General features: G+C 67.8%; 20 protein-coding genes, 2 tRNA genes and 1 pseudogene. 13 read left to right on the forward strand and 10 right to left on the reverse strand.

The features are described 5' to 3' along the window. Positions 1-20 precede the first annotated feature (20 nt). Positions 21-659, reverse strand: coding sequence for a YdcF family protein (locus CNX65_RS06330; protein WP_096497646.1), 639 nt, complete (start codon positions 657-659; stop codon positions 21-23). Positions 660-815: 156 nt separating this feature from the next. Here CNX65_RS06330 and CNX65_RS06335 point away from each other — a divergent pair, with 156 nt between their 5' ends. Then, positions 816-1,541: a Type 1 glutamine amidotransferase-like domain-containing protein gene (locus tag CNX65_RS06335; protein WP_096491922.1), complete on the forward strand. Its 726-nt coding sequence runs from the start codon at positions 816-818 to the stop codon at positions 1,539-1,541. Positions 1,542-1,553: 12 nt separating this feature from the next. On the opposite strand, the gene sigJ is transcribed toward CNX65_RS06335, so the two are convergent. Further along, a complete protein-coding gene (gene sigJ / locus CNX65_RS06340) occupies positions 1,554-2,528 on the reverse strand; it encodes an RNA polymerase sigma factor SigJ (protein WP_096491923.1) in 975 nt (324 codons plus the stop codon). Between the two features lie 28 nt (positions 2,529-2,556). Here sigJ and dnaG point away from each other — a divergent pair, with 28 nt between their 5' ends. The 4 genes from dnaG to CNX65_RS06360 all read left to right on the forward strand — a co-directional run bounded on the left by dnaG (position 2,557) and on the right by CNX65_RS06360 (position 6,461). Next, complete coding sequence (dnaG, locus tag CNX65_RS06345) at positions 2,557-4,446, forward strand: DNA primase (RefSeq protein WP_015800117.1); 1,890 nt, start codon at positions 2,557-2,559, stop codon at positions 4,444-4,446. Between the two features lie 50 nt (positions 4,447-4,496). After that, complete coding sequence (locus tag CNX65_RS06350) at positions 4,497-5,036, forward strand: hypothetical protein (protein WP_096497647.1); 540 nt, start codon at positions 4,497-4,499, stop codon at positions 5,034-5,036. A 149-nt stretch (positions 5,037-5,185) separates the two neighbouring features. After that, positions 5,186-5,296: a transposase gene (locus CNX65_RS35995; RefSeq protein WP_232520131.1), complete on the forward strand. Its 111-nt coding sequence runs from the start codon at positions 5,186-5,188 to the stop codon at positions 5,294-5,296. Between the two features lie 541 nt (positions 5,297-5,837). Further along, positions 5,838-6,461 (forward strand): transposase, encoded by a 624-nt coding sequence (locus CNX65_RS06360; protein WP_198320437.1) that lies wholly within the window; start codon positions 5,838-5,840, stop codon positions 6,459-6,461. A gap of 120 nt (positions 6,462-6,581) precedes the next feature. Here CNX65_RS06360 and CNX65_RS35170 read toward each other — a convergent pair whose 3' ends face one another. Together CNX65_RS35170 and CNX65_RS06365 are read right to left on the reverse strand one after the other, a co-directional pair. After that, complete coding sequence (locus CNX65_RS35170; RefSeq protein WP_157767528.1) at positions 6,582-8,762, reverse strand: hypothetical protein; 2,181 nt, start codon at positions 8,760-8,762, stop codon at positions 6,582-6,584. Between the two features lie 192 nt (positions 8,763-8,954). Then, a protein-coding gene (locus tag CNX65_RS06365) for an IS5 family transposase (protein ID WP_096491925.1) occupies positions 8,955-9,741 on the reverse strand; the annotation gives its coding sequence in 2 pieces (ribosomal slippage) (positions 8,955-9,402 and positions 9,401-9,741; 789 coding nt in all). A 278-nt stretch (positions 9,742-10,019) separates the two neighbouring features. On the opposite strand from CNX65_RS06365, the gene CNX65_RS06370 reads away from it, so the two are divergent. The 3 genes and pseudogenes from CNX65_RS06370 (at position 10,020) to CNX65_RS06375 (ending at position 11,238) form a co-directional block, all read left to right on the forward strand. Further along, complete coding sequence (locus tag CNX65_RS06370) at positions 10,020-10,259, forward strand: helix-turn-helix domain-containing protein (RefSeq protein WP_232519719.1); 240 nt, start codon at positions 10,020-10,022, stop codon at positions 10,257-10,259. Between the two features lie 100 nt (positions 10,260-10,359). Then, a pseudogene (locus CNX65_RS38275) lies at positions 10,360-10,563 on the forward strand (phage integrase central domain-containing protein); the annotation flags it as partial. Positions 10,564-10,608: 45 nt separating this feature from the next. Beyond that, complete coding sequence (locus CNX65_RS06375) at positions 10,609-11,238, forward strand: site-specific integrase (protein ID WP_373565525.1); 630 nt, start codon at positions 10,609-10,611, stop codon at positions 11,236-11,238. 66 nt (positions 11,239-11,304) lie between these two features. Here CNX65_RS06375 and CNX65_RS06380 read toward each other — a convergent pair. The 3 genes from CNX65_RS06380 to CNX65_RS06390 all read right to left on the reverse strand — a co-directional run bounded on the left by CNX65_RS06380 (position 11,305) and on the right by CNX65_RS06390 (position 12,533). Then, positions 11,305-11,379 (reverse strand) — tRNA-Ile (locus tag CNX65_RS06380). Between the two features lie 77 nt (positions 11,380-11,456). Continuing rightward, entirely contained in the window at positions 11,457-12,266 is an 810-nt protein-coding gene (locus tag CNX65_RS06385) for an oxygenase MpaB family protein (protein WP_232519721.1), read from the reverse strand. A gap of 195 nt (positions 12,267-12,461) precedes the next feature. Beyond that, a tRNA-Asn gene (locus tag CNX65_RS06390) sits at positions 12,462-12,533 on the reverse strand. Between the two features lie 135 nt (positions 12,534-12,668). Here CNX65_RS06390 and CNX65_RS06395 point away from each other — a divergent pair. After that, a complete protein-coding gene (locus tag CNX65_RS06395) occupies positions 12,669-12,911 on the forward strand; it encodes a hypothetical protein (RefSeq protein WP_015800138.1) in 243 nt (80 codons plus the stop codon). A 17-nt stretch (positions 12,912-12,928) separates the two neighbouring features. On the opposite strand, the gene CNX65_RS06400 is transcribed toward CNX65_RS06395, so the two are convergent. After that, complete coding sequence (locus CNX65_RS06400) at positions 12,929-13,678, reverse strand: trans-aconitate 2-methyltransferase (RefSeq protein WP_096491929.1); 750 nt, start codon at positions 13,676-13,678, stop codon at positions 12,929-12,931. Positions 13,679-13,810: 132 nt separating this feature from the next. Here CNX65_RS06400 and CNX65_RS06405 point away from each other — a divergent pair, with 132 nt between their 5' ends. Beyond that, the gene (locus tag CNX65_RS06405; RefSeq protein WP_096491930.1) at positions 13,811-14,194 is read left to right on the forward strand and encodes a hypothetical protein; all 384 of its coding nucleotides are present in this window, start codon (positions 13,811-13,813) and stop codon (positions 14,192-14,194) included. A gap of 2 nt (positions 14,195-14,196) precedes the next feature. Here CNX65_RS06405 and CNX65_RS06410 read toward each other — a convergent pair whose 3' ends face one another. Beyond that, the gene (locus tag CNX65_RS06410; RefSeq protein WP_232519722.1) at positions 14,197-14,535 is read right to left on the reverse strand and encodes a winged helix-turn-helix transcriptional regulator; all 339 of its coding nucleotides are present in this window, start codon (positions 14,533-14,535) and stop codon (positions 14,197-14,199) included. 82 nt (positions 14,536-14,617) lie between these two features. Here CNX65_RS06410 and CNX65_RS06415 point away from each other — a divergent pair, with 82 nt between their 5' ends. Continuing rightward, positions 14,618-15,469, forward strand: coding sequence for an imine reductase family protein (locus tag CNX65_RS06415; RefSeq protein WP_157767529.1), 852 nt, complete (start codon positions 14,618-14,620; stop codon positions 15,467-15,469). A 45-nt stretch (positions 15,470-15,514) separates the two neighbouring features. Here CNX65_RS06415 and CNX65_RS06420 read toward each other — a convergent pair whose 3' ends face one another. Further along, a complete protein-coding gene (locus tag CNX65_RS06420; RefSeq protein WP_096491932.1) occupies positions 15,515-16,540 on the reverse strand; it encodes an LCP family protein in 1,026 nt (341 codons plus the stop codon). A gap of 53 nt (positions 16,541-16,593) precedes the next feature. Between CNX65_RS06420 and CNX65_RS06425 the strand changes: the two genes are divergently transcribed. Both CNX65_RS06425 and CNX65_RS37725 read left to right on the forward strand, forming a co-directional pair. Next, positions 16,594-17,019 carry a DUF6542 domain-containing protein gene (locus tag CNX65_RS06425; protein ID WP_157767530.1) on the forward strand — a complete coding sequence of 142 codons (426 nt, stop codon included), beginning with the start codon at positions 16,594-16,596 and terminating at the stop codon, positions 17,017-17,019. After that, complete coding sequence (locus CNX65_RS37725; RefSeq protein WP_256373800.1) at positions 16,971-17,102, forward strand: hypothetical protein; 132 nt, start codon at positions 16,971-16,973, stop codon at positions 17,100-17,102. The genes CNX65_RS06425 and CNX65_RS37725 overlap by 49 nt, the downstream gene beginning before the upstream one ends. Positions 17,103-17,105: the final 3 nt, after the last annotated feature.

Raw genomic sequence — 17,105 nt, forward strand, 5'->3', positions numbered from 1 at the left:
CGCCGTGTGGAGATCGGCTTTTAGATCGGGATGTCGTCCACGGCGTCCACCGGGGCCTTGAGCAGGTGGTAGTACATCAGCGCCATGGTCTCGCGGCGGATGTAGTAGAGCTGCATCTCGCGGGTCTGCACGTTCGGGCCGCTGCGCGTCGGCGACGTCCACGCGTCCAGGCCCTGGTCCTCGGCCATGGTGCGGGCCCGCAGCGAGTGCCACGGGTCGCTGACGATCACCGCGGTCCTGAGCGAGCGCTCGTGCGCCCGCTCCGCGACGGCCTTGATGCTGCCCAGCGTGTCGGTGCCCTCGCCGATCTCGATCACCCGGTCGGCGGGCACCCCGCGCTCCTCCAACCAGATCCGGCCCGCCTCGCCCTCGGTGAAGTTGTCGCCGGGCTGACGGCCGCCGGTGGTGACGATGTAGTCCACCACGTCCTGCTCGTAGAGCCTGCGTGCGTGCTCCAGCCGGGCGGCCAGGACGTCCGAGGGAACCCCGTTGTACTGCGCGGCGCCCAGGACCACCGCCATGTCCGCGTGCGTGCGGTCGTCGTCCCTGGCCACCTGCCAGACCCGGAACGTCGTGCCCCCTGTGACGATCAGGACGATCGCGATGCCGCCCAGCAGGGTTCTCTGGACGTAGCGGCGGAGCCGGGCCAGCAGCGTCATGCGCACCCGGTCATGGTTCCACAACGCGGGGTGCGGGCCGTTCGGCAGCCGCCCGGCGCGGCGGGGGAGTGGTCGGTTCGGGTGAACGCGACCGGGACGGGGGCGACTGCGGGTTCCCGGTTGCCGGGGCGCGCGGGGCGTTGCCAGGATCTGGGGATGCCTGCGGAGCAACCGACGATCCTCGCCACCTCGGGTGGTTTCCGCGCCGGGCGGCGCACGTCGCTGGAGTTCGGCGACCTGGTGCGGTTCGCCGTCGAGCTGTCCGGCGCGACCGGTCGGCCCCGGCTGCTGCACGTGGGCACCGCCAACGGGGACCAGCGGTTCTTCAACGCGCACCTGAGCGAGGCCGGGCAGCTCGCCGGGTGGGACGTGGCGCACCTGAACCTGTTCACCATGCCGCCGGTGGACGACGTCGCCTCGTTCGTGCTGGAGCACGACGTGGTGTGGGTCGGCGGCGGGTCGGTGGCGAACCTGCTCGCGGTGTGGCGGGTGCACGGGCTGGGCCCGGTGTTCCGGCGCGCCTGGGAGGCCGGGGTGGTGCTCGGCGGGGTGTCGGCCGGGGCGATCTGCTGGTACGAGGGCGGGGTGACCGACTCGTTCGGGCCCGAGCTGCGCGTGGTGCGCGACGGGCTCGGGTTCCTGCCGTACGGCAGCGGGGTGCACCTGGACTCGGAGCCCGCGCGGCGGCCCGCCGTGCGCGCGGCGGTGGGCGGCGGCGAGCTGCCGGTGACGCACTGCACCGACGACGGGGCCGGGCTGCTCTACCGGGGGGTGGAGCTGGTGGAGGCGGTCGCCGAGCGCGACGGCGCCGGGGCGTGCGTGGTGCGGCCCGACGGGAGCGGCGGGGTGGTGGAGGAGGCGCTGGACGTGCGGCGGCTGTGAGCCGCCGCGCCCTCAGCCCGCCTCGGCGACCCTCGGCCCGTCGGAGGCAGGTCCGTCGGAGGCAGGTCCGTCGAAGTCCACGTGCCCCAGCTTGTCCGGGTTCGAGATGTCGTAGAGCGCCACGACCAGCCCGTCCCGCACCACCACCGACGTGATCCGCCGCGACACCTCCGGGCTCGCCTGCCGCAGCAGCCCCAGGTCCCCGTTCACCAGCACCGGCCGCGCGTCGCCCAGCCCGCCGTGCTTGAGCGTGAGCCCGAGCATGAACCGCGCCACCCGGTCCGCGCCGACGACCCGGTTGATCGCCGCGCGCGCCTTGCCGCCGCCGTCGCTGATCACCAGCGCGTCCGGGTGCAGCAGGCTCAGCACGGCCTGCACGTCACCGGCCGCCAGCGCCGCCACGAACCGCCCCAGCACCTCGCGCTGCTCGGCCAGCGCCACGCGGGGCGGCGGGTCCGCCGCCGCCGCCGCGCGCCTGCCCCTGGACGCGTGCTGCCGCGCTGCCGCGACCTCCACGCCCAGCACCGCCGCGATCTCGTCGAACGGCAGCCCGAACGCGTCGTGCAGCACGAACGCCACCCGCTGCTCGGGCGTCAACCGGTCCAGCACGACCAGCGCGGCCATCCGCACCCCGTCGTCGCGCACCACCGCGTCCAGCGGCTCGTCCACGACCTCGCCCACCAGCGGCTCGGGCAGCCAGCTGCCCACGTACCGCTCCCGCCGCACCGCCGCCGACCGCAACCGGTCCAGGCACACCCGGCCCACCACCGTGGTCAGCCACGCGCGCGGCTCGCGGATCTGCGCCCGAGCCCGCTCGGACAGCCCCGACAGCCGCAGCCACGCCTCCTGCACCGCGTCCTCGGCGTCCGCGACGGACCCGGTCAGCCGGTACGCCACCCCCACCAGGTGCGCGCGGTGCTCCTGGAGCACCAGCGCCAGGTCCGAGCCGTCCGGAACCCCGCCGTCCCCCGTGGTGGTCACGAGCACCAGTCTGCCAGCACTAGACTCGGTCGCCGTGGCAGGACGCATCCGGGAGACCGACATCGCGCTGGTGCGGGACCGCAGCAGCATCGAGGACGTCGTCGGCGATCACGTCTCGCTGCGCCGAGCGGGCGGGGGCTCGCTGAAGGGCCTGTGCCCGTTCCACGACGAGAAGTCGCCGTCGTTCAACGTCCGCCCCAGCCACGGCACGTTCCACTGCTTCGGCTGCGGCGAGGGCGGCGACGTCATCGCGTTCATCATGAAGATCGAGCACCTGGGCTTCGTGGAGTCCGTGGAGCGGCTCGCGGACCGCGCGGGCATCCAGCTGACCTACGAGGGCGGCGGCGCGACCATCCAGCGCGACCGCGGCACCCGCAGCAGGCTGCTGGAGGCGCACCGGGCCGCCGCCGAGTTCTACGCCGAGCAGCTGGCCACGCCGGACGCGATGCCCGCCCGCGAGTTCCTGGCGCAGCGCGGCTTCGACGAGGCCGCCGCCCGCCAGTTCGGCTGCGGCTTCGCCCCGCACGGCTGGGACAAGCTCACCAAGCACCTGCTCGGGCGCGGGTTCGAGCTGACCGAGCTGATCAAGGCGCAGCTGACCAAGGAGGGCCGCCAGGGCCCGATCGACCGGTTCCACCGCAGGCTGCTGTGGCCCATCCGGGACCTGGGCGGCGACGTGGTCGGGTTCGGCGCGCGCCGGATCTTCGACGACGACCCGATCCAGGCCAAGTACCTGAACACCAGCGAGTCGCCGATCTACAAGAAGTCGCACGTGCTGTTCGGGCTGGACCTGGCCAAGCGGGAGATCGCCAAGCGGCGGCAGGCCGTGGTGGTCGAGGGGTACACCGACGTCATGGCGATGCACCTGGCGGGCGTGCCCACCGCGGTCGCGTCCTGCGGCACGGCGTTCGGCGCCGACCACATGAACGTGCTGCGCAGGCTGCTCATCGACGACTCGGTCAACGGCGAGGTCATCTTCACCTTCGACGGCGACGCGGCAGGGCAGAAGGCGGCGCTCAAGGCGTTCGAGGGCGAGCAGCAGTTCTCGGCCCAGACGTACATCGCGGTCGCGCCGGACGGCATGGACCCGTGCGAGCTGCGGCAGGAGAAGGGCGACGTGGCCGTGCGCGACCTGGTCGCCAGGCGCACCCCGCTGGTGGAGTTCGCGATCAAGGCCCAGCTGCGCGACTACGACCTCGACTCGGTCGACGGGCGCGCCGAGGCGCTGCGGAAGATGGTGCCGTTCGTCGCGCAGATCAAGGACAGCTCCAAGCGCGACGGCTACGCCACGAGGCTGGCGTGGTGGGTCGGCTGGGAGGACGAGGCGTCGGTGGTGAGGCGGGTCCGCGAGACCGCGACCGGCACCGCGAAGGCCGCCCCGCGCCGCCGCCCGGTCGACCCGAACCAGGGCGCGCTCGACGTGGCCGTGGACGCCCCCCCGCGCCCGAACCCGCGCGACCCGGCGCTGTGGCACCAGCGGGAGGCGCTGAAGGCGGCGCTGCAGGTGCCGGAGATGGTGAGCCCGTACTACGACTCGCTGCCGGACGAGGCGTTCACGAACCCGCTGTACCTGGCCCTGCACCGCGCGCTGCGCGAGGCGGGCGGCACCGCGTCCGGCCTGACCGGGCCCGCGCTGGTGGACGCGGTCGGCCAGGCGTGCCCCGTGCCGTCGGCGAGGCCGCTGCTGACGGAGCTGGCGGTGGAGCCGCTGCGGACCAAGGGCGACGAGTACCGGTACGTGCAGAGCGTGCTGGCGCGGTTGCAGCAGGTTCTCGTCGGGGCGCAGATCACCGAGATCAAGTCGAGGCTGCGGCGGGTGTCGCCGATCGAGGAGGCGGACGAGTACCGAGCCTTGTTCGGGGACCTGATCGCGCTGGAGGAGTACCACAAGGAGCTGGGGCAGCAGGGCATCAACGGCCTGTAGCTCTTGGCTTGGCTTTTGGTCGGGCGGACGCTGTGGTTGGGGGCTTGCTGATGGGTCTGTGGGACAGGTTGTTCGGTTCGGGCGCGCCGGAGGGCTTCACCGGGGCGCTGGAACCGGAGGAGCACGTGGCCGCCTCGGCGAGGAGCGGCGACGGCTGGCTGGTGGCGACCCCGCTGGGCCTGTGGCTGCCGGAGCAGCCCCCGAGGCGAGTCGGGTGGCACCTGGTGAGCAAGGCGACGTGGGACGGCAAGGCGCTGACGGTGACCGAGGCCGTGGAGGACGAGGTGGTGACCGCCGAGACGGGCGGCACGGCCGTCCTGCTCCGAGACCTCCGCCCGGTCCGCTACGCCGTGGAGCGACCGGGAAAGCTGACCGACCAGGTGCACCAGCGGGTCACCCAGGCGATTCGCCAGCGGCGCCGCGACAACGTGGTGGGGGCGTGGTTCCTGCTGCGCAAGATCCCCGGCAGGGACGGCGCGGTGCTGCACGTGCGAGCGGACGCAGGCGCCGCCCCGGACCGCGTCCGCGCCGCGGCGGTGGAGCAGGTGACTGCCCTGGCGACGGGCACCGCCCACTGGGACCCGGCGTAGCGCCTTGCATGCAGGAGAAGGGGCGCGAGAATCCCTTATTCGGGTGCCCTAAGACGTCCTTGAGTCCCGCTCGGTAGCGGTCGCGGCCGGTGTGCGTCGAACTGGACCACTACCCAACTCCGTAATATCTGCACCCTGGGTTCGATAATATTCGGTGGAGGACGCGATTCGAAGCCTCGTGGCGAGACGTCCCTGCGACCTACGGGCCCTGTCAGACCATGTACGGCTTATTCCGTCGGTGGCAGCGGACCGGATTTTGACAGGCGATCGTGACCGGACTGCAGTCCCGCGCCGACACCGCTGGCCTGATCGGGTGGGACGTGTCGGTGGACTCCACCATCGTGAGGGCGCACCAGCACGCCGCCAGCGCACGGAACAACGCGATGTTCCAGGCCGAGCCGCCCGACGCCCCCGTGGGCGGGGCGGAGTCCGATGACCATGGGGACGTCAGGCAGCTCGCGAGGCGGGTGGACCCAAGCTGCACTTCGCCTGCGAACAGGGCCACAGAGCGCTGACACTGCTGGTAACCGCCGGGTAGCACGGGGATAGCCCGCAATTCATGTCCGTGCTTCAGGCGATCCGGGCGTCTCGACTCGATGGCGGTCGGGCCCGGCACGGCCCGACCGGGTGTTGACAGGCAAGGCATACAGCTCCAAGGTCAACCGCGCCCATCTGCGCTAGCGTGATATCAGGGTGACCATCGCTTAACCCCACGACCAGGCCGCCTACCGCAAGGCCAAAGGTCCAAGCGGCGGATGCCCGCCCGCCTTAGATGGCGAGCTCTGCACACAGCGCCACGCCGTGGAGCGCGGGAACAGCCTGCTCAAACAACACAAGGTCATGGCCACCCGCTATGACAACTCAGCCTACGCTACCAGGCCACCATCCACATCGCTGCCATCAACACCTGGCTACATGCTTCTGAAACACGACCTGGTCGTGGACGCGATCTTGTACACGGTCGAAAATGGCAGAAAATGGCGCGCCCCGCCTGCGGACTTCCCGCCCCGGAAAACCTTCTACCAGCGCTTCACCGCATGGAAGCTGGCAGGCGTCAGCCAACGCCTGCTCGACATCCTGCGCGACCGGGCCCGGCTGAAGACCGGGCTCGAAACGGTACCCTCGGCCGCAGTGAGCGACTCACAGTCACTGCGCGCCGCCTCGACGGTCGGCCGCGACAGTCGAGGGTGGGACAGCGCCAAGAAGGTCCAAGGATACAAACGTCACATCATGGTGAACACGACGGAGCTGCTGATTATGTTCCATGTGCTGCAACGCCGGTGGATGATGGAATGGACTTTGACCTGGATTACTTCGAATCAATTTTACGCCCGCGACTGTAAATTTCTGCCAAGCCACCACAAGGACATTATCCGCTGGGCAGTGATCCGCACCATCATCCGACGACTCACACCGCAGAGCTGAGTTTTCAAACATCCAATTATAAGCTGGCGTCTTAGTTTTGGGCGTTCCAGGCCGTTTTTATGTGCGACCTGGAACTGTCCGAACGTCAAGTTTTCTATGTTAAATAAATTTTTGATTTTATCAAGCAGGACGAGATACGATGGAAAGCACGGCATCCGTCTTGCTTATTCTTTTGTGTAGAATGCTTAGCGCTTCAGCAAAGTTAGCACCCTTAATTGCCGTGTAGTTCACTTTAAATTCTTTGAGCACGTCCAATTGAAGGCGGTAGTAATCCTTATCGCGCACTACAACGCCAATTTCTATCAATGCATCTCGCACGGATTGGGCGATCGGATTTGTTCCAATAATAAGTTTGTCTAGCAGTTCCCAATAAACTGAAGGAACTTCGCGGGTGCTTCCCTTCATCATGGTCAACACACGGCGAAGCCAGAAGAGGAGCTGATATGCAACATGCGGGTCGATGTAACTTCCCATTTCGGGAAAGTTTGCGATGTAAGAAGACCATTGGTACCAATGGTTTGGCCAGTTCACTGAAAGGGAATCGGCCGGGTATGAAGAGACTTTTAACTGAGGTTCATGTGTTACTTCATCGCGCACAATGATCATTACACCTTTTTCTTCCTTGCCGCCTACCGCAATAAATGTTTCTCCTTCCAAATGCAATTCGCGGGCGATTAAAACGACAGCCGGACCGAACTGAACAGAACCTACCGGTGAAGATATATTAACTGCTGCGTCTGCGGATATCAGGCAATCCGAAAGCGGCGAAGTTAACTCAAGGACACCTACTGGCTCTTTGATCATAAAAGACATGCTATAGCTCATGTCTAAGGGGCCATCTTCGGCGATGTCGGCTAGGCTAAGAAAAGCGGGTCCCTTTCCATTGCTATAGTATGCAATGGGAGAATTGCCGCTAGCTGCAAGACGATGCGATCGGATAATTCCATCAACGAGGGATTCATCGGGAATTAGAGCTGTTTGGAGAGAGTCAGCCCCTTCAGTTGGGCAAAGGTCAAAAAGAAAGTGCGCGTAAAACGGACCCTCAGGCGAGCACTGAGAAAGAAGTTGCTCTTTTGTGACATCCGCCACTGCCACAGTCTCTGAAGTTACGATAAAAGCGCGAACATAATCCTCAAATACTGCGTTCGAAAACTTTTTCCCAATCAGAAATGGGTGGTCGTTAACGAAGCTTTCAATCTGTTCTTCGTAGATCATACGCTCGTCAGCGTCAAGAACTGCAGGATAAATAACTTCAAATTTTCCGTCTAGTATTACGCGTAGTATGCGAAGGGTTTGCTCTTCGCGGCCGTAAAGAACTTTTGTTTTTTCAGGAGACAATCCAAGGGATTTGCCTATCCTGGGGCGAACTTTTTCGCTCTCTCGGTCTAGAATTCCTTCGATTACCTGCCGAAGGAGTTTCCCTCGCGTTACTGCGGCTGGACGTTCTGCTGAGAAGTTGGTAATACCCCGTTCACTCTGAGGGTTCTCAACAGCAAGCCTTTCCGCGAGAGCAAGTAATACAGGAGGATACCCTAAGAATCCGCCAGCTTGAGGCCAAAATTTTTGAGGTTCTCCACCTGTATGGCCAAGCGCCTCTGAAAGTTCCGCGAAAACTCTATCTCTAAAATCTGCGAATGGAACAGGATGTTCCCTGTGAACTCTGTACGGTTTATCTGAAATTAACTTATGATCCAGAGTGTTATTAATCAGTTCAGCGCTTTGGCTATGCGTTAATGAATGAATGTAAGAAATTGAAGCCTGTACGGTTGAGCTGTCGAGAATCAGGTAAGCATCTTCGATGGCTTCTCGACGCCCAAGAATTACTACCTGTCCGCTTGGGTTTGCTTCCTGCAGAAAATCTGCAAGATCTTGAAGGAAAGCAAAAAAGTTGTTTCTACCTGCGAGCAATCTTGCTTCGTCAAGGCTGTCTAGAACAATTGATCGCTTACCAGAAAGAAGATCCGATATAAAACCTGGTGCTGCTTTCCAGCCTAATACTTTGGGGAGAAGTCCGGTAAGTGTGTTGCTGCCAACCTGCTGGTGCGCCAAATCGATCAATGGAGCATTAAGTCGGTGCGCAATAGCTTTAGCGGCTGCAGATTTGCCGCCTGCTCCTGGGGCGGTAATTAGCACGATATGCTGCTGTCTAACTTCTTTAGCGGTGACGTCTGGCCAGACGTAAGTAGAATCAGGTTCGGGGGTAGTTGAAAAACCAACGTGCGAGTTTACTTCTTTTAAGGTGGTACCGTTCCATCGTGGGAGTTTTTCGGTCATTTGTATTAACGAAAGCCTGTCTGACATTGGGGCAATATACCAGATAGTCTTGATCGAGGGAAGTAGTGATTTTCGGTAATTTAAAGTAAAGTACATTAGCTTGCATCCGGCTTAAGTTTGAGTCAGCGATACATGTGCATATTCGATCGGGTGTCCTTTAATCGCAAATTACTACTTTAAAAAGTTTAGTTAGACCTCCTTTCGGAATGAGTGGAGGCGTCAGTGACAGATCAGTGCGCAGGCCAGCTTGAGGAAGCCTTGGTGCAGGCCGGCCCGGCGGTCCCAGCGGGTGTGTAGGCGTCGGTACTGGTATAGCCAGGACAGGGCGCGTTCGACCACCCAGCGCAGCGTGCCCGGCCCGGCGCCGTGCGGCTGGCCGCGTCGGGCGATCAACGGGACGATCCCTTGTCGGCGCAGGGTGTTCCGGTTTGCCTGGCTGTCGTAGCCGCGGTCGGCGAGCATCACCTCCGGCCGCCACCCCGGCCTGCCGGGTTTTCCGGCGATGCGGGGCATCGCGTCGATCATCTCGCCCAGAGTGCTGGTGTCGTGGGTGTTGGCTGCGCTGACCGCGGCGGTCAGCGGGTGCCCGGTGCCGTCGACGGCCAGGTGGTGCTTCGACCCGGTCTTGCGGCGATCAACCGGACTCGGACCCGTGAAGTGCCCCTTTTAATGCCCGCACGTGGGAGGAGTCGATCGCCGTTCGGGACCGGTCGATCCGGTTCGACGCGTGCAGCTCGGCCAGCAGCACCTGGTGCAGGCGCTGCCAGACTCCGGCCTCGGTCCACTCCACCATCCTGCGGCGGCCGGTCGAACCGGGCCCGAACCCGAGCTCGGTAGGTAGGTCGGCCCACTCGATCCCGGTGTGCAGCACGAACAGGATCCCCTGCAGACACCCACGAGCGGGCAGCCGTTTACGGCCGGGGTATCGGAAGTTCCTGGTCGGGACTGGGATCAACGGCTTGACCAGATCCCACAGCTCGTTATCGACGATCCACGGCGCAGTCATGCCTTACCGGGTTCCTTGCGGGTCAAAAAACCAACGAATTCATTCTGAAAGAGGCTATAAATCAAGTGCGCTTTCGGGCTCCGCCTCAGTGGCGACATTAGTGCACAGAGCGGCCCGGAAACCGGGATTGGTCGGGTAAACAGACGCTTTGCAGCGATATCGGAGGAATTCTATCCCCTTTAAGGCTTATGGCGGCGGTCAGTGTGGCCACATCAGCTATCGGAAGGTAGTCTTATTAGTTCGCCGGTTCTGGCGCAGTCCAGCGGATCTTCTACGCAGTGGCCGAGGCCGCGCGGGTGCTGCGCGTTGACCCTGCCACTGTCTACCGGGCCATCAAAAAGAACGCCTTTCCTGCTGTTCGGCTCTGCATGCGGTATGTGGTGCCCGCCAAGGCGGTGGAGGTGCTGGCGGATGAGACTGCGGAGTCGGGGGAGGTTGGGGACGTCGCGCGGATGGTCGCTGAGCGGCGGGCGGTGCGTGAGGTCGAGCGGCCCAGCCGTGGGGGTGCGGGTTGGTGAGCACGCCGAAGAGGTTCGAGGCGTCCGCGGCTGAGTTTGACCGGTTTGCCGATATGCCCGATGACGTGCTGACGGAGGGCACCGCTCATCCACTTCGCGGGAGACCTACGAGGGCCGCCTGAACAGCATCGTCCTGCCCGCCATCGGAGAGTTGCGGGTGCGGGAGCTGACCGTGCCCCGGCTCGGCCGGTTGGTCGCCGCTGCCCAGGACCGGCACAGTTCGTCCACCGCCAAGACGGTGCGCACGATCTTGTCCGGCGTCTGCGGCCTGGCCGTGCGGCACGGGGCGCTCGCCTCCAACCCGGTCCGGGACGTCGCACCGCTGGAAGGCCGGAAGGTGCGGGCCCGCGTGCTGACGCTGGACGAGCTGGGTGACCTGCTGGGCAAGCTCGACGCCGACGAGGTCGCCGTGCGCCAGGACCTCCCCGACCTGGCCCGGTGGTACGCGGGCACGGGGGAGCGGACCGGTGAAGGGCTGGCGGTGCACTGGCACCACCTCGACCTGCGCGCGGGCACGGTGTCGTGGGGCGGCGGGCTGATCCGGGTCAAGGGCCAGGGGCAGCGGATCAACTTCGGCAAGACCGACGTGTCCGAGCGCGCGCTGCCGCTGTCGGGCTGGCTCGTGGACGTCCTCCGCGAGCGGCGGGTGCTGCTCGCCGAGCGCTTCGGGGTGGACCTGGCGGACCTTCGTGGTCCGGTGTTCCCGAACTCGCTCGGCGGGCTGCGCGACAAGCACAACACCCTCGCCCAGTGGCGGGCGTTCCGGCAGCGCGCAGGCTACCCGTGGGTGACCTTCCGGACCTTCCGGAAGTCGGTCGCGACCATCCTGGACGAGGCCGGGCTGTCCGCCCGGCAGATCGCCGACCAACTAGGTCACTCGAAAGTGTCAACCACCCAGGACGTCTACATGGCGCGTCGCGTGACCAGCCGCAGGGCCGCCGACGCCCTGGAGGCGGTTAGGGGGTACCGACCCCGTTAGGGGTGGCAAAGGCATGGCGTTGATCTTGATACACTCCCCAGGGGTGTGCCTGACCTGGGAAAAGGGTAGGACGGGTGGGGTTCGAACCCACGACCTGACGGATTATGAGTCCGCTGCTCTGACCGGCTGAGCTACCGTCCCCTGACGTGCGGTTCTGGAGGGTACAGAGCGCCGGGGCCCCGCGTCTCGACAACCCGTCAGCACGTGACCAACCCGTGCTACGAAGTCCCCAGATCGGACGGTCGGTAACCGGTCGGGTAGCCGGGGTAGGTTCGGTTCCTCGGCTGGTTCGTCAGGAACGGCTCGCGTCTCGGGGGCATCCTGCGGACGACCCGTGCTCGCGCGCGCAGGGCGGCCTTGGCCGTCGACGTCAGCCAGCTCGGCGCGGGTTCCAGGCCGAAGGCGTCGAGCATCGCGGGGTCCAGGAGGGCGATCACGGCCTGCCTCGCCGCAGGGCGCAGGGGCGCCGGGTACCAGGAGCAGAACAGGTCCAGGGTGTAGCGGCCGATCTCGGCGTTCGTGTCCGCGTGCTTGAAGCGCTCGGCCTCGTAGCTCCGCTTGAACGCCAGGTACGCCTCGTATCCCTCCGGCACGTCCCGGATGCCCATCCTCGCCCCGACGGCCCGGTAGAAGTGGTACGAGGCCTGCTTCTCGTGCTCCGACGGCTTCCGCCAGCCGTACTGCTCCAACCACTCCACCGGGTCGTACACGAACGTGGAGAGCACGTACAGCATGTCGTCGTTGTCGATGTCGTACCGGTGGTGCATCCGGTTGACCGCGCGCAGCGCCTCCTTGCCGCGCGGCGAGTCGTAGCCGTGGTCGACCAGCTCGCCCATGAGCAGCGCGGTGTCGTCGTAGCGCTTCTGGGGCCTGCGCTCGAACTCGCCGGTGCGCGCCAGCAGCGCCGAGATGGACGGCACGCAGTACGTGCGGAACAGCGCGAACTCCAGCGCCCGCGTGTAGTCCCAGGGGAACTCGTAACCGGTGGACAGGCGCAGGATCTCCCAGGCGTCGCGCTCGGGGTCCATCGCTTCGATGCGAGAGAGATTCGCGTAGCGGCCCATGCCCACCAGGGTGCCGGCACCGCCGTGATCAACACCACAGCCGCTCGCGCATCCGGATGACGGGTTTCAGCTGCCCCCGCTCGGGCGAACCCCGTGGTGTGGGAGAGATGGGGCAAGCAGCGAGGGCCCGTCCAAGCGGACGGGCCCTCGTCTGGGATGCTCCCCCAACTGGATTCGAACCAGTAACCCTTCGATTAACAGTCGAATGCTCTGCCGTTGAGCTATGGGGGAATGTTCAGTTGTCCTCGCCCGCCCTCGCGGGCTGACGGGAGTAACTCTAGCGCATCCGGAGGAGTACTTCGAACACACCCCCCTCGTTTCCGGCAGGATGGGCATTGACCAGGCACAACGGTGAGGAGACCGGGTATGAAGGGCATTCTGTTCGGCGCCGCGATCGGCTACGTGCTGGGCGCGCGGGCGGGCAAGGCGCGGTACGACCAGATCGTCCGGGCCTACCGCGCCGTCGTCGACCACCCGGCGGTGCAGGGCGCGGCGGGCATCGTGCGGGCCAAGATCGGCCAGCAGACCACCGTCGGTCGCAAGTACACGGCGGTGAAGCGGGTCGGCGTCAACGGGCAGCGCGAGCCCGTCGCCCCGCGCGTGCGCTGACGCGCGCCGGGCGGCCCTCAGCGCACCCTGGCCACGGCGAACACGCGGCGGAACGGGAACCACGTGGTCCCGTCCGCCCGCCGCGGGTAGGCGGCGCGCAGCCTCGGCCTCAGGCGCGCCACGTACTCGGTCCACGCCTCGTCGGACAGGGCCGCCCGGACCGGCCGCAGCGCCGTTCCGCCGATCCACTCCAGCACCGCGTCCTCGCCGGTGAGCACCTGCGCGTAGGTGCTCTCCCACGCGTCGACCTCGGCCCCCGCGTCGGCGAGCACCTCGGCGTACCCGACCGGGTCGAGCACCGGGGCGGACCGCAGCACGCCCCGCAGCTCCGGCCAGTCCTGGGCCACCTCGCGGGTCAGCTCGTGCGACGGGCCGGAGAAGTTGCCCGGCACCTGCATCGCCAGCCACGCCCCCGAAGTCAGCTCGCCGACCCAGCGGCGCAGCAGGTCCGGGTGGCCGTCCACCCACTGCAGCACCGCGTTCGTGACCACGACCCCGACGTCCGGGGCCGGCCTCCACCCCGCCACGTCGGCCACCCGCGCGTCCAGGCCCCGCGCGCGGGCCTGCTCGACCATCTCCGGTGACGAGTCGAGCGCTTCGACGACTGCGTCCGGCCAGCGCTCGGCCAGGGTGGTGGTGAGGTTGCCGGGCCCGCAGCCCAGGTCGACCACCCGGCGCGGCGACTCGGCGCCGACCCTGGCCAGCAGCTCGTGGAACGGGCGGGCGCGGTGGTCGGCGAAGGCGAGGTACTTCTCGGGGTCCCACATGAGCGTTAACAGTACGAGCGTACTGCTATCGCGTCCAGTGGGCGCCCACCCCGCGAGAACGGCTCGCTCGAACGGAGGAACCCGCGGCGTGGAAGCCGGGGAACCGGCGCGGGTGAGGGTGATGCTGGGGCGGTGGACGTGGGTGGTGGGGACTGGCGGGCGGTCGCGGACGTCGTCAACCGGCGGATGGACGCGCTCGCCGTGCGGCAGGGGGAGCTGGCCGCCGAGGCCGGGGTCTCCACCGCGATCCTGCGGGAGATCCAGCAGGGGGTGATCGCGCGCAGGCGCGGCCCCCGGACCCTGCGGGCCATCTCCACCGCGCTCGGCTGGCACCCCGAGCACCTCGACGCCGTGCTGCACGGGCGCGTCCCGCCCGCCGCCGTGCCTGAGTCGGCCCCCGCCGAGGACGCCGTCCTGGTGCTGCTGCGGACCGTCGTGCGGGAGATCCGGGGGCTCCGGGGGCAGATCGGCGAGCTGACCGCCCTGGTGGGGGAGCGGGAGAACGGTCGGCGCTGACCTCAGGGCGTGCGCACGCTCTCGACGTGCGCCCGGTTCGCCGCGCCCCACTCGCCCAGCGGGCGCAGCGCCTCGTTCAGCGACCTGCCGCGTGCGGTCAGCGAGTACTCCACCCGCAGCACCGCCTCCGGGAACACCTCGCGCGCCACCAGCCCGTCCGACTCCATCTGCCGCAGCTGCTCCGCCAGCACCTTCTCCGTCACCGGCGGCAGCATCCTGCGCAGCGCGCCGAACCGGTGCGGGCCCGTCTCCAACGCCCACAGCAGCAACGCCTTCCACCTGCCGTCCACCACGTCGATCGCCACGTCCAGACCGCACTCGTACCGCCTCCGCCGCTTCACCCACCACCACTTACCACGGGGCGCGCACCCACCCGCAAGTGCGTAATTGATCAAGCCGCGCGACGGCCCCAGGATCGGTCCCGTGAACGAGCGGAAGTCGACGGGCATCAGGACAGCGGGCATCAGGACAGCGGTCATCGGACTCGGGCAGATGGGCTGGGCGCTGGCCACCGCGCTCGCCTCGGGAGAGCGGGACGTGGTGGTGTGGACGCGGTCCGGCAGGACCGGGCCGGGCGGGACCAGGACGGCGGCCACCTCGGCCGAGGCCGTCGAGCGCAGCGAGGTCGTGGTCGTCTGCGTCACCGGGTACGACGCGGTGGTCGGCCTCCTCCCGGCGCGCCTGGACGGCAAGGTCGTGGTCAACCTCAGCACCGGCGGGCCCGAGCAGGCGCGGGAGGTGGGGCGGCTCGTGCGCGGGCGCGGCGGGCGCTACGCGGACGGGGCGATCATGGCCACCCCGCCCGGCGTCGGGCACGCCATCGTCCTGCTCAGCGGCGACGAGGTGCCCGGCGGGCTCGCCGAGCTGGGCGCCACCACCCACCTCGGGCCCGACGACGGGCTGGCCGCGCTGCACGACACCGCCCTGCTCACCCTCATGTACGGGCAGCTCACCGGCTTCCTGGAGGCACTCGCCCTGCTGCGGGAGGGCGGCGTCCCGGCGCGCGACGCGCTGCGGGTGGCCGAGCCCTGGCTGGACGTGGTGCGCGCGATGCTGCCCGACCTCGCCGAGCGGGTCGACTCCGGCGACCACCGCTCCGGCGAGGCCCGGCTGGACATGCAGCTCGCCGCCGCTACCCACCTGGTCGAGGCGTACCACGAGCGCGGCCTGGCGTCCGGGGTGCTGGAGCGCACCGCCGAGCTGCTCGGGCGCGCCGCGGCGGACGGGCGCGACGCGGACGACCTCGCCGCGCTCGTCGACTTCACCCGGAAGTAGTGCGGTCGCGGGGGGACGCCCCCGCGACCCCGCCCGCCGCAGGCCCTAGTCCACGCAGGGGACGCCGCCCTGCGCAGCCGCCGCCACCGCCCCGCCCGCCTGCGCCTGCCGCATCGCCGCGCGCACCGCCTCCGGCGACCCGATCGGCAGCGTGCTGAACGCGAACCCCGGCGCCTTCCCCAGCACCTCCAGCACGTCCCACCCCTCCGACAGCACCACCGTCCGCCGCGCGACCTCCACGGCGGGCCCGAGCGCGGTCAGACCCTGCTCCCGCACCCGCGCCAGCACGGCGGTCAGGAACGCCTGCTGCCTGCGGGTGCGGTCCAGGTCGCTGTTCGGCAGCCCGTGCCGCTGCCGCACGAACGCCAGCGCCTGCGCCGCGTCCAGCCGCTGCGGACCGGCCGGGAAGTCCGCGCCCGAGTACTCGTCCCTCGTGGCGTTGTTCAGGCACACGTCGATCCCGCCGAGCGCCTGCGCCAGCTCGTAGAACCCCACCAGGCTCAGCTCGGCCAGCTGGTGCACCGGCACGTCCAGGAACGCGCTCACCGTCTCCACCTGCGCCCGCCGCCCGGCCTCGCGCCCCAGCCACTCCAGCTCGGCCGCGTCCCGCCCCCCTTCGGCGACCAGCTCGCGCTCGCGCGCGTCCTTGGCCCGCCCGTACGCCTCCTTGATCTTCCCGCGCTGCGGCCCGCCCGGAATCCCGAGCAGCTCGCCCTCGTTGTCGCGCGGCAGCGAGTAGCCGGTCGCCGCCCCGCCCGCCAGCGGCACCCGCAGCAGGATCATCGTGTTCGCGTTGTACCCGCCCCGGTCCACGTCCCCCGCGTGCATCCGGGCGAGCACCTCGTCCGACGGCGCCCCGCCGTCCAGGTCGCGCCGCGTGGTCAGGCCGATCAGCAGCACGTTCACCCACTCCGCAGGCTCCTCCGCCCCGCCCGCGACGGCCTGCGACCGCCGCACCCCCGTGTCGATCTCCTGGTAGGTGGTCCAGGCGATCCCGGACACCACCAGGAGCGCCGCCCCCAGCAGCGCCCAGACCAGCCTGGTGATCGCGAACAACGTCTCCCTCGGCACCGCGTCCCCCTGTGTGCAAGCGATTGCGCACTTCCAGACGCCCAGGGGGAGAAGTGGTTGTTCCGGACAGCCGAGCGCTGGCGCAGTTGCCCAGCCTCGCCGCGGTCGCCGTGCTCGCGGTGTTCACCGCGGCCGGGATCGGGCTCGACGGCGAGCAACCGGGGTGGGTCCTCGCCGTCCTGTTGATCGGGGGAGCGGGGACGGCCGCCGCGCTGGTGCGGCCGATCGGGCTGTGGGCCGTCGTGCCCGCCCCGCCGGTGCTGCTCGTCGCGGACGTCGCCGTCGTCGCCGCGGTGCGCGGCACGTCACCGGGGGAGATCACCGGGCTCGTCGCCTCCTCGCTGGTCCGCGCCTTCCCACAGGCCGCGGCGGCGGTGGGCGCGGCCCTGCTGGTCGTGTTGATCCGCTTCGCGCGGGCTGGGGGGTTGTGGTGGAGGGCAAGGTCTTCGTCGACCGGACGGGGTGGCGGACGGGGCTGATGCGGGTGGCCGGCTCGGCGCTCGCGCTGGGGCTGGTGGTGGTCGCCGCGCTGCTGGCGACCACCGTCCTGGGGCAGTTGTGAAGC

The organism is Actinosynnema pretiosum, from assembly GCF_002354875.1.
Taxonomy (GTDB): domain Bacteria; phylum Actinomycetota; class Actinomycetes; order Mycobacteriales; family Pseudonocardiaceae; genus Actinosynnema; species Actinosynnema auranticum.

Bases quoted from the DNA above. Each gene is read 5' to 3' on its own strand.
- CNX65_RS06330 (WP_096497646.1), bottom strand. From the start codon at position 659: ATGACGCTGCTGGCCCGGCTCCGCCGCTACGTCCAGAGAACCCTGCTG.
- CNX65_RS06335 (WP_096491922.1), top strand. From the start codon at position 816: ATGCCTGCGGAGCAACCGACGATCCTCGCCACCTCGGGTGGTTTCCGC.
- CNX65_RS06350 (WP_096497647.1), top strand. From the start codon at position 4,497: ATGGGTCTGTGGGACAGGTTGTTCGGTTCGGGCGCGCCGGAGGGCTTC.
- CNX65_RS35170 (WP_157767528.1), bottom strand. From the start codon at position 8,762: ATGTCAGACAGGCTTTCGTTAATACAAATGACCGAAAAACTCCCACGA.
- CNX65_RS06385 (WP_232519721.1), bottom strand. From the start codon at position 12,266: ATGGACCCCGAGCGCGACGCCTGGGAGATCCTGCGCCTGTCCACCGGT.
- CNX65_RS06395 (WP_015800138.1), top strand. From the start codon at position 12,669: ATGAAGGGCATTCTGTTCGGCGCCGCGATCGGCTACGTGCTGGGCGCG.
- CNX65_RS06400 (WP_096491929.1), bottom strand. From the start codon at position 13,678: ATGTGGGACCCCGAGAAGTACCTCGCCTTCGCCGACCACCGCGCCCGC.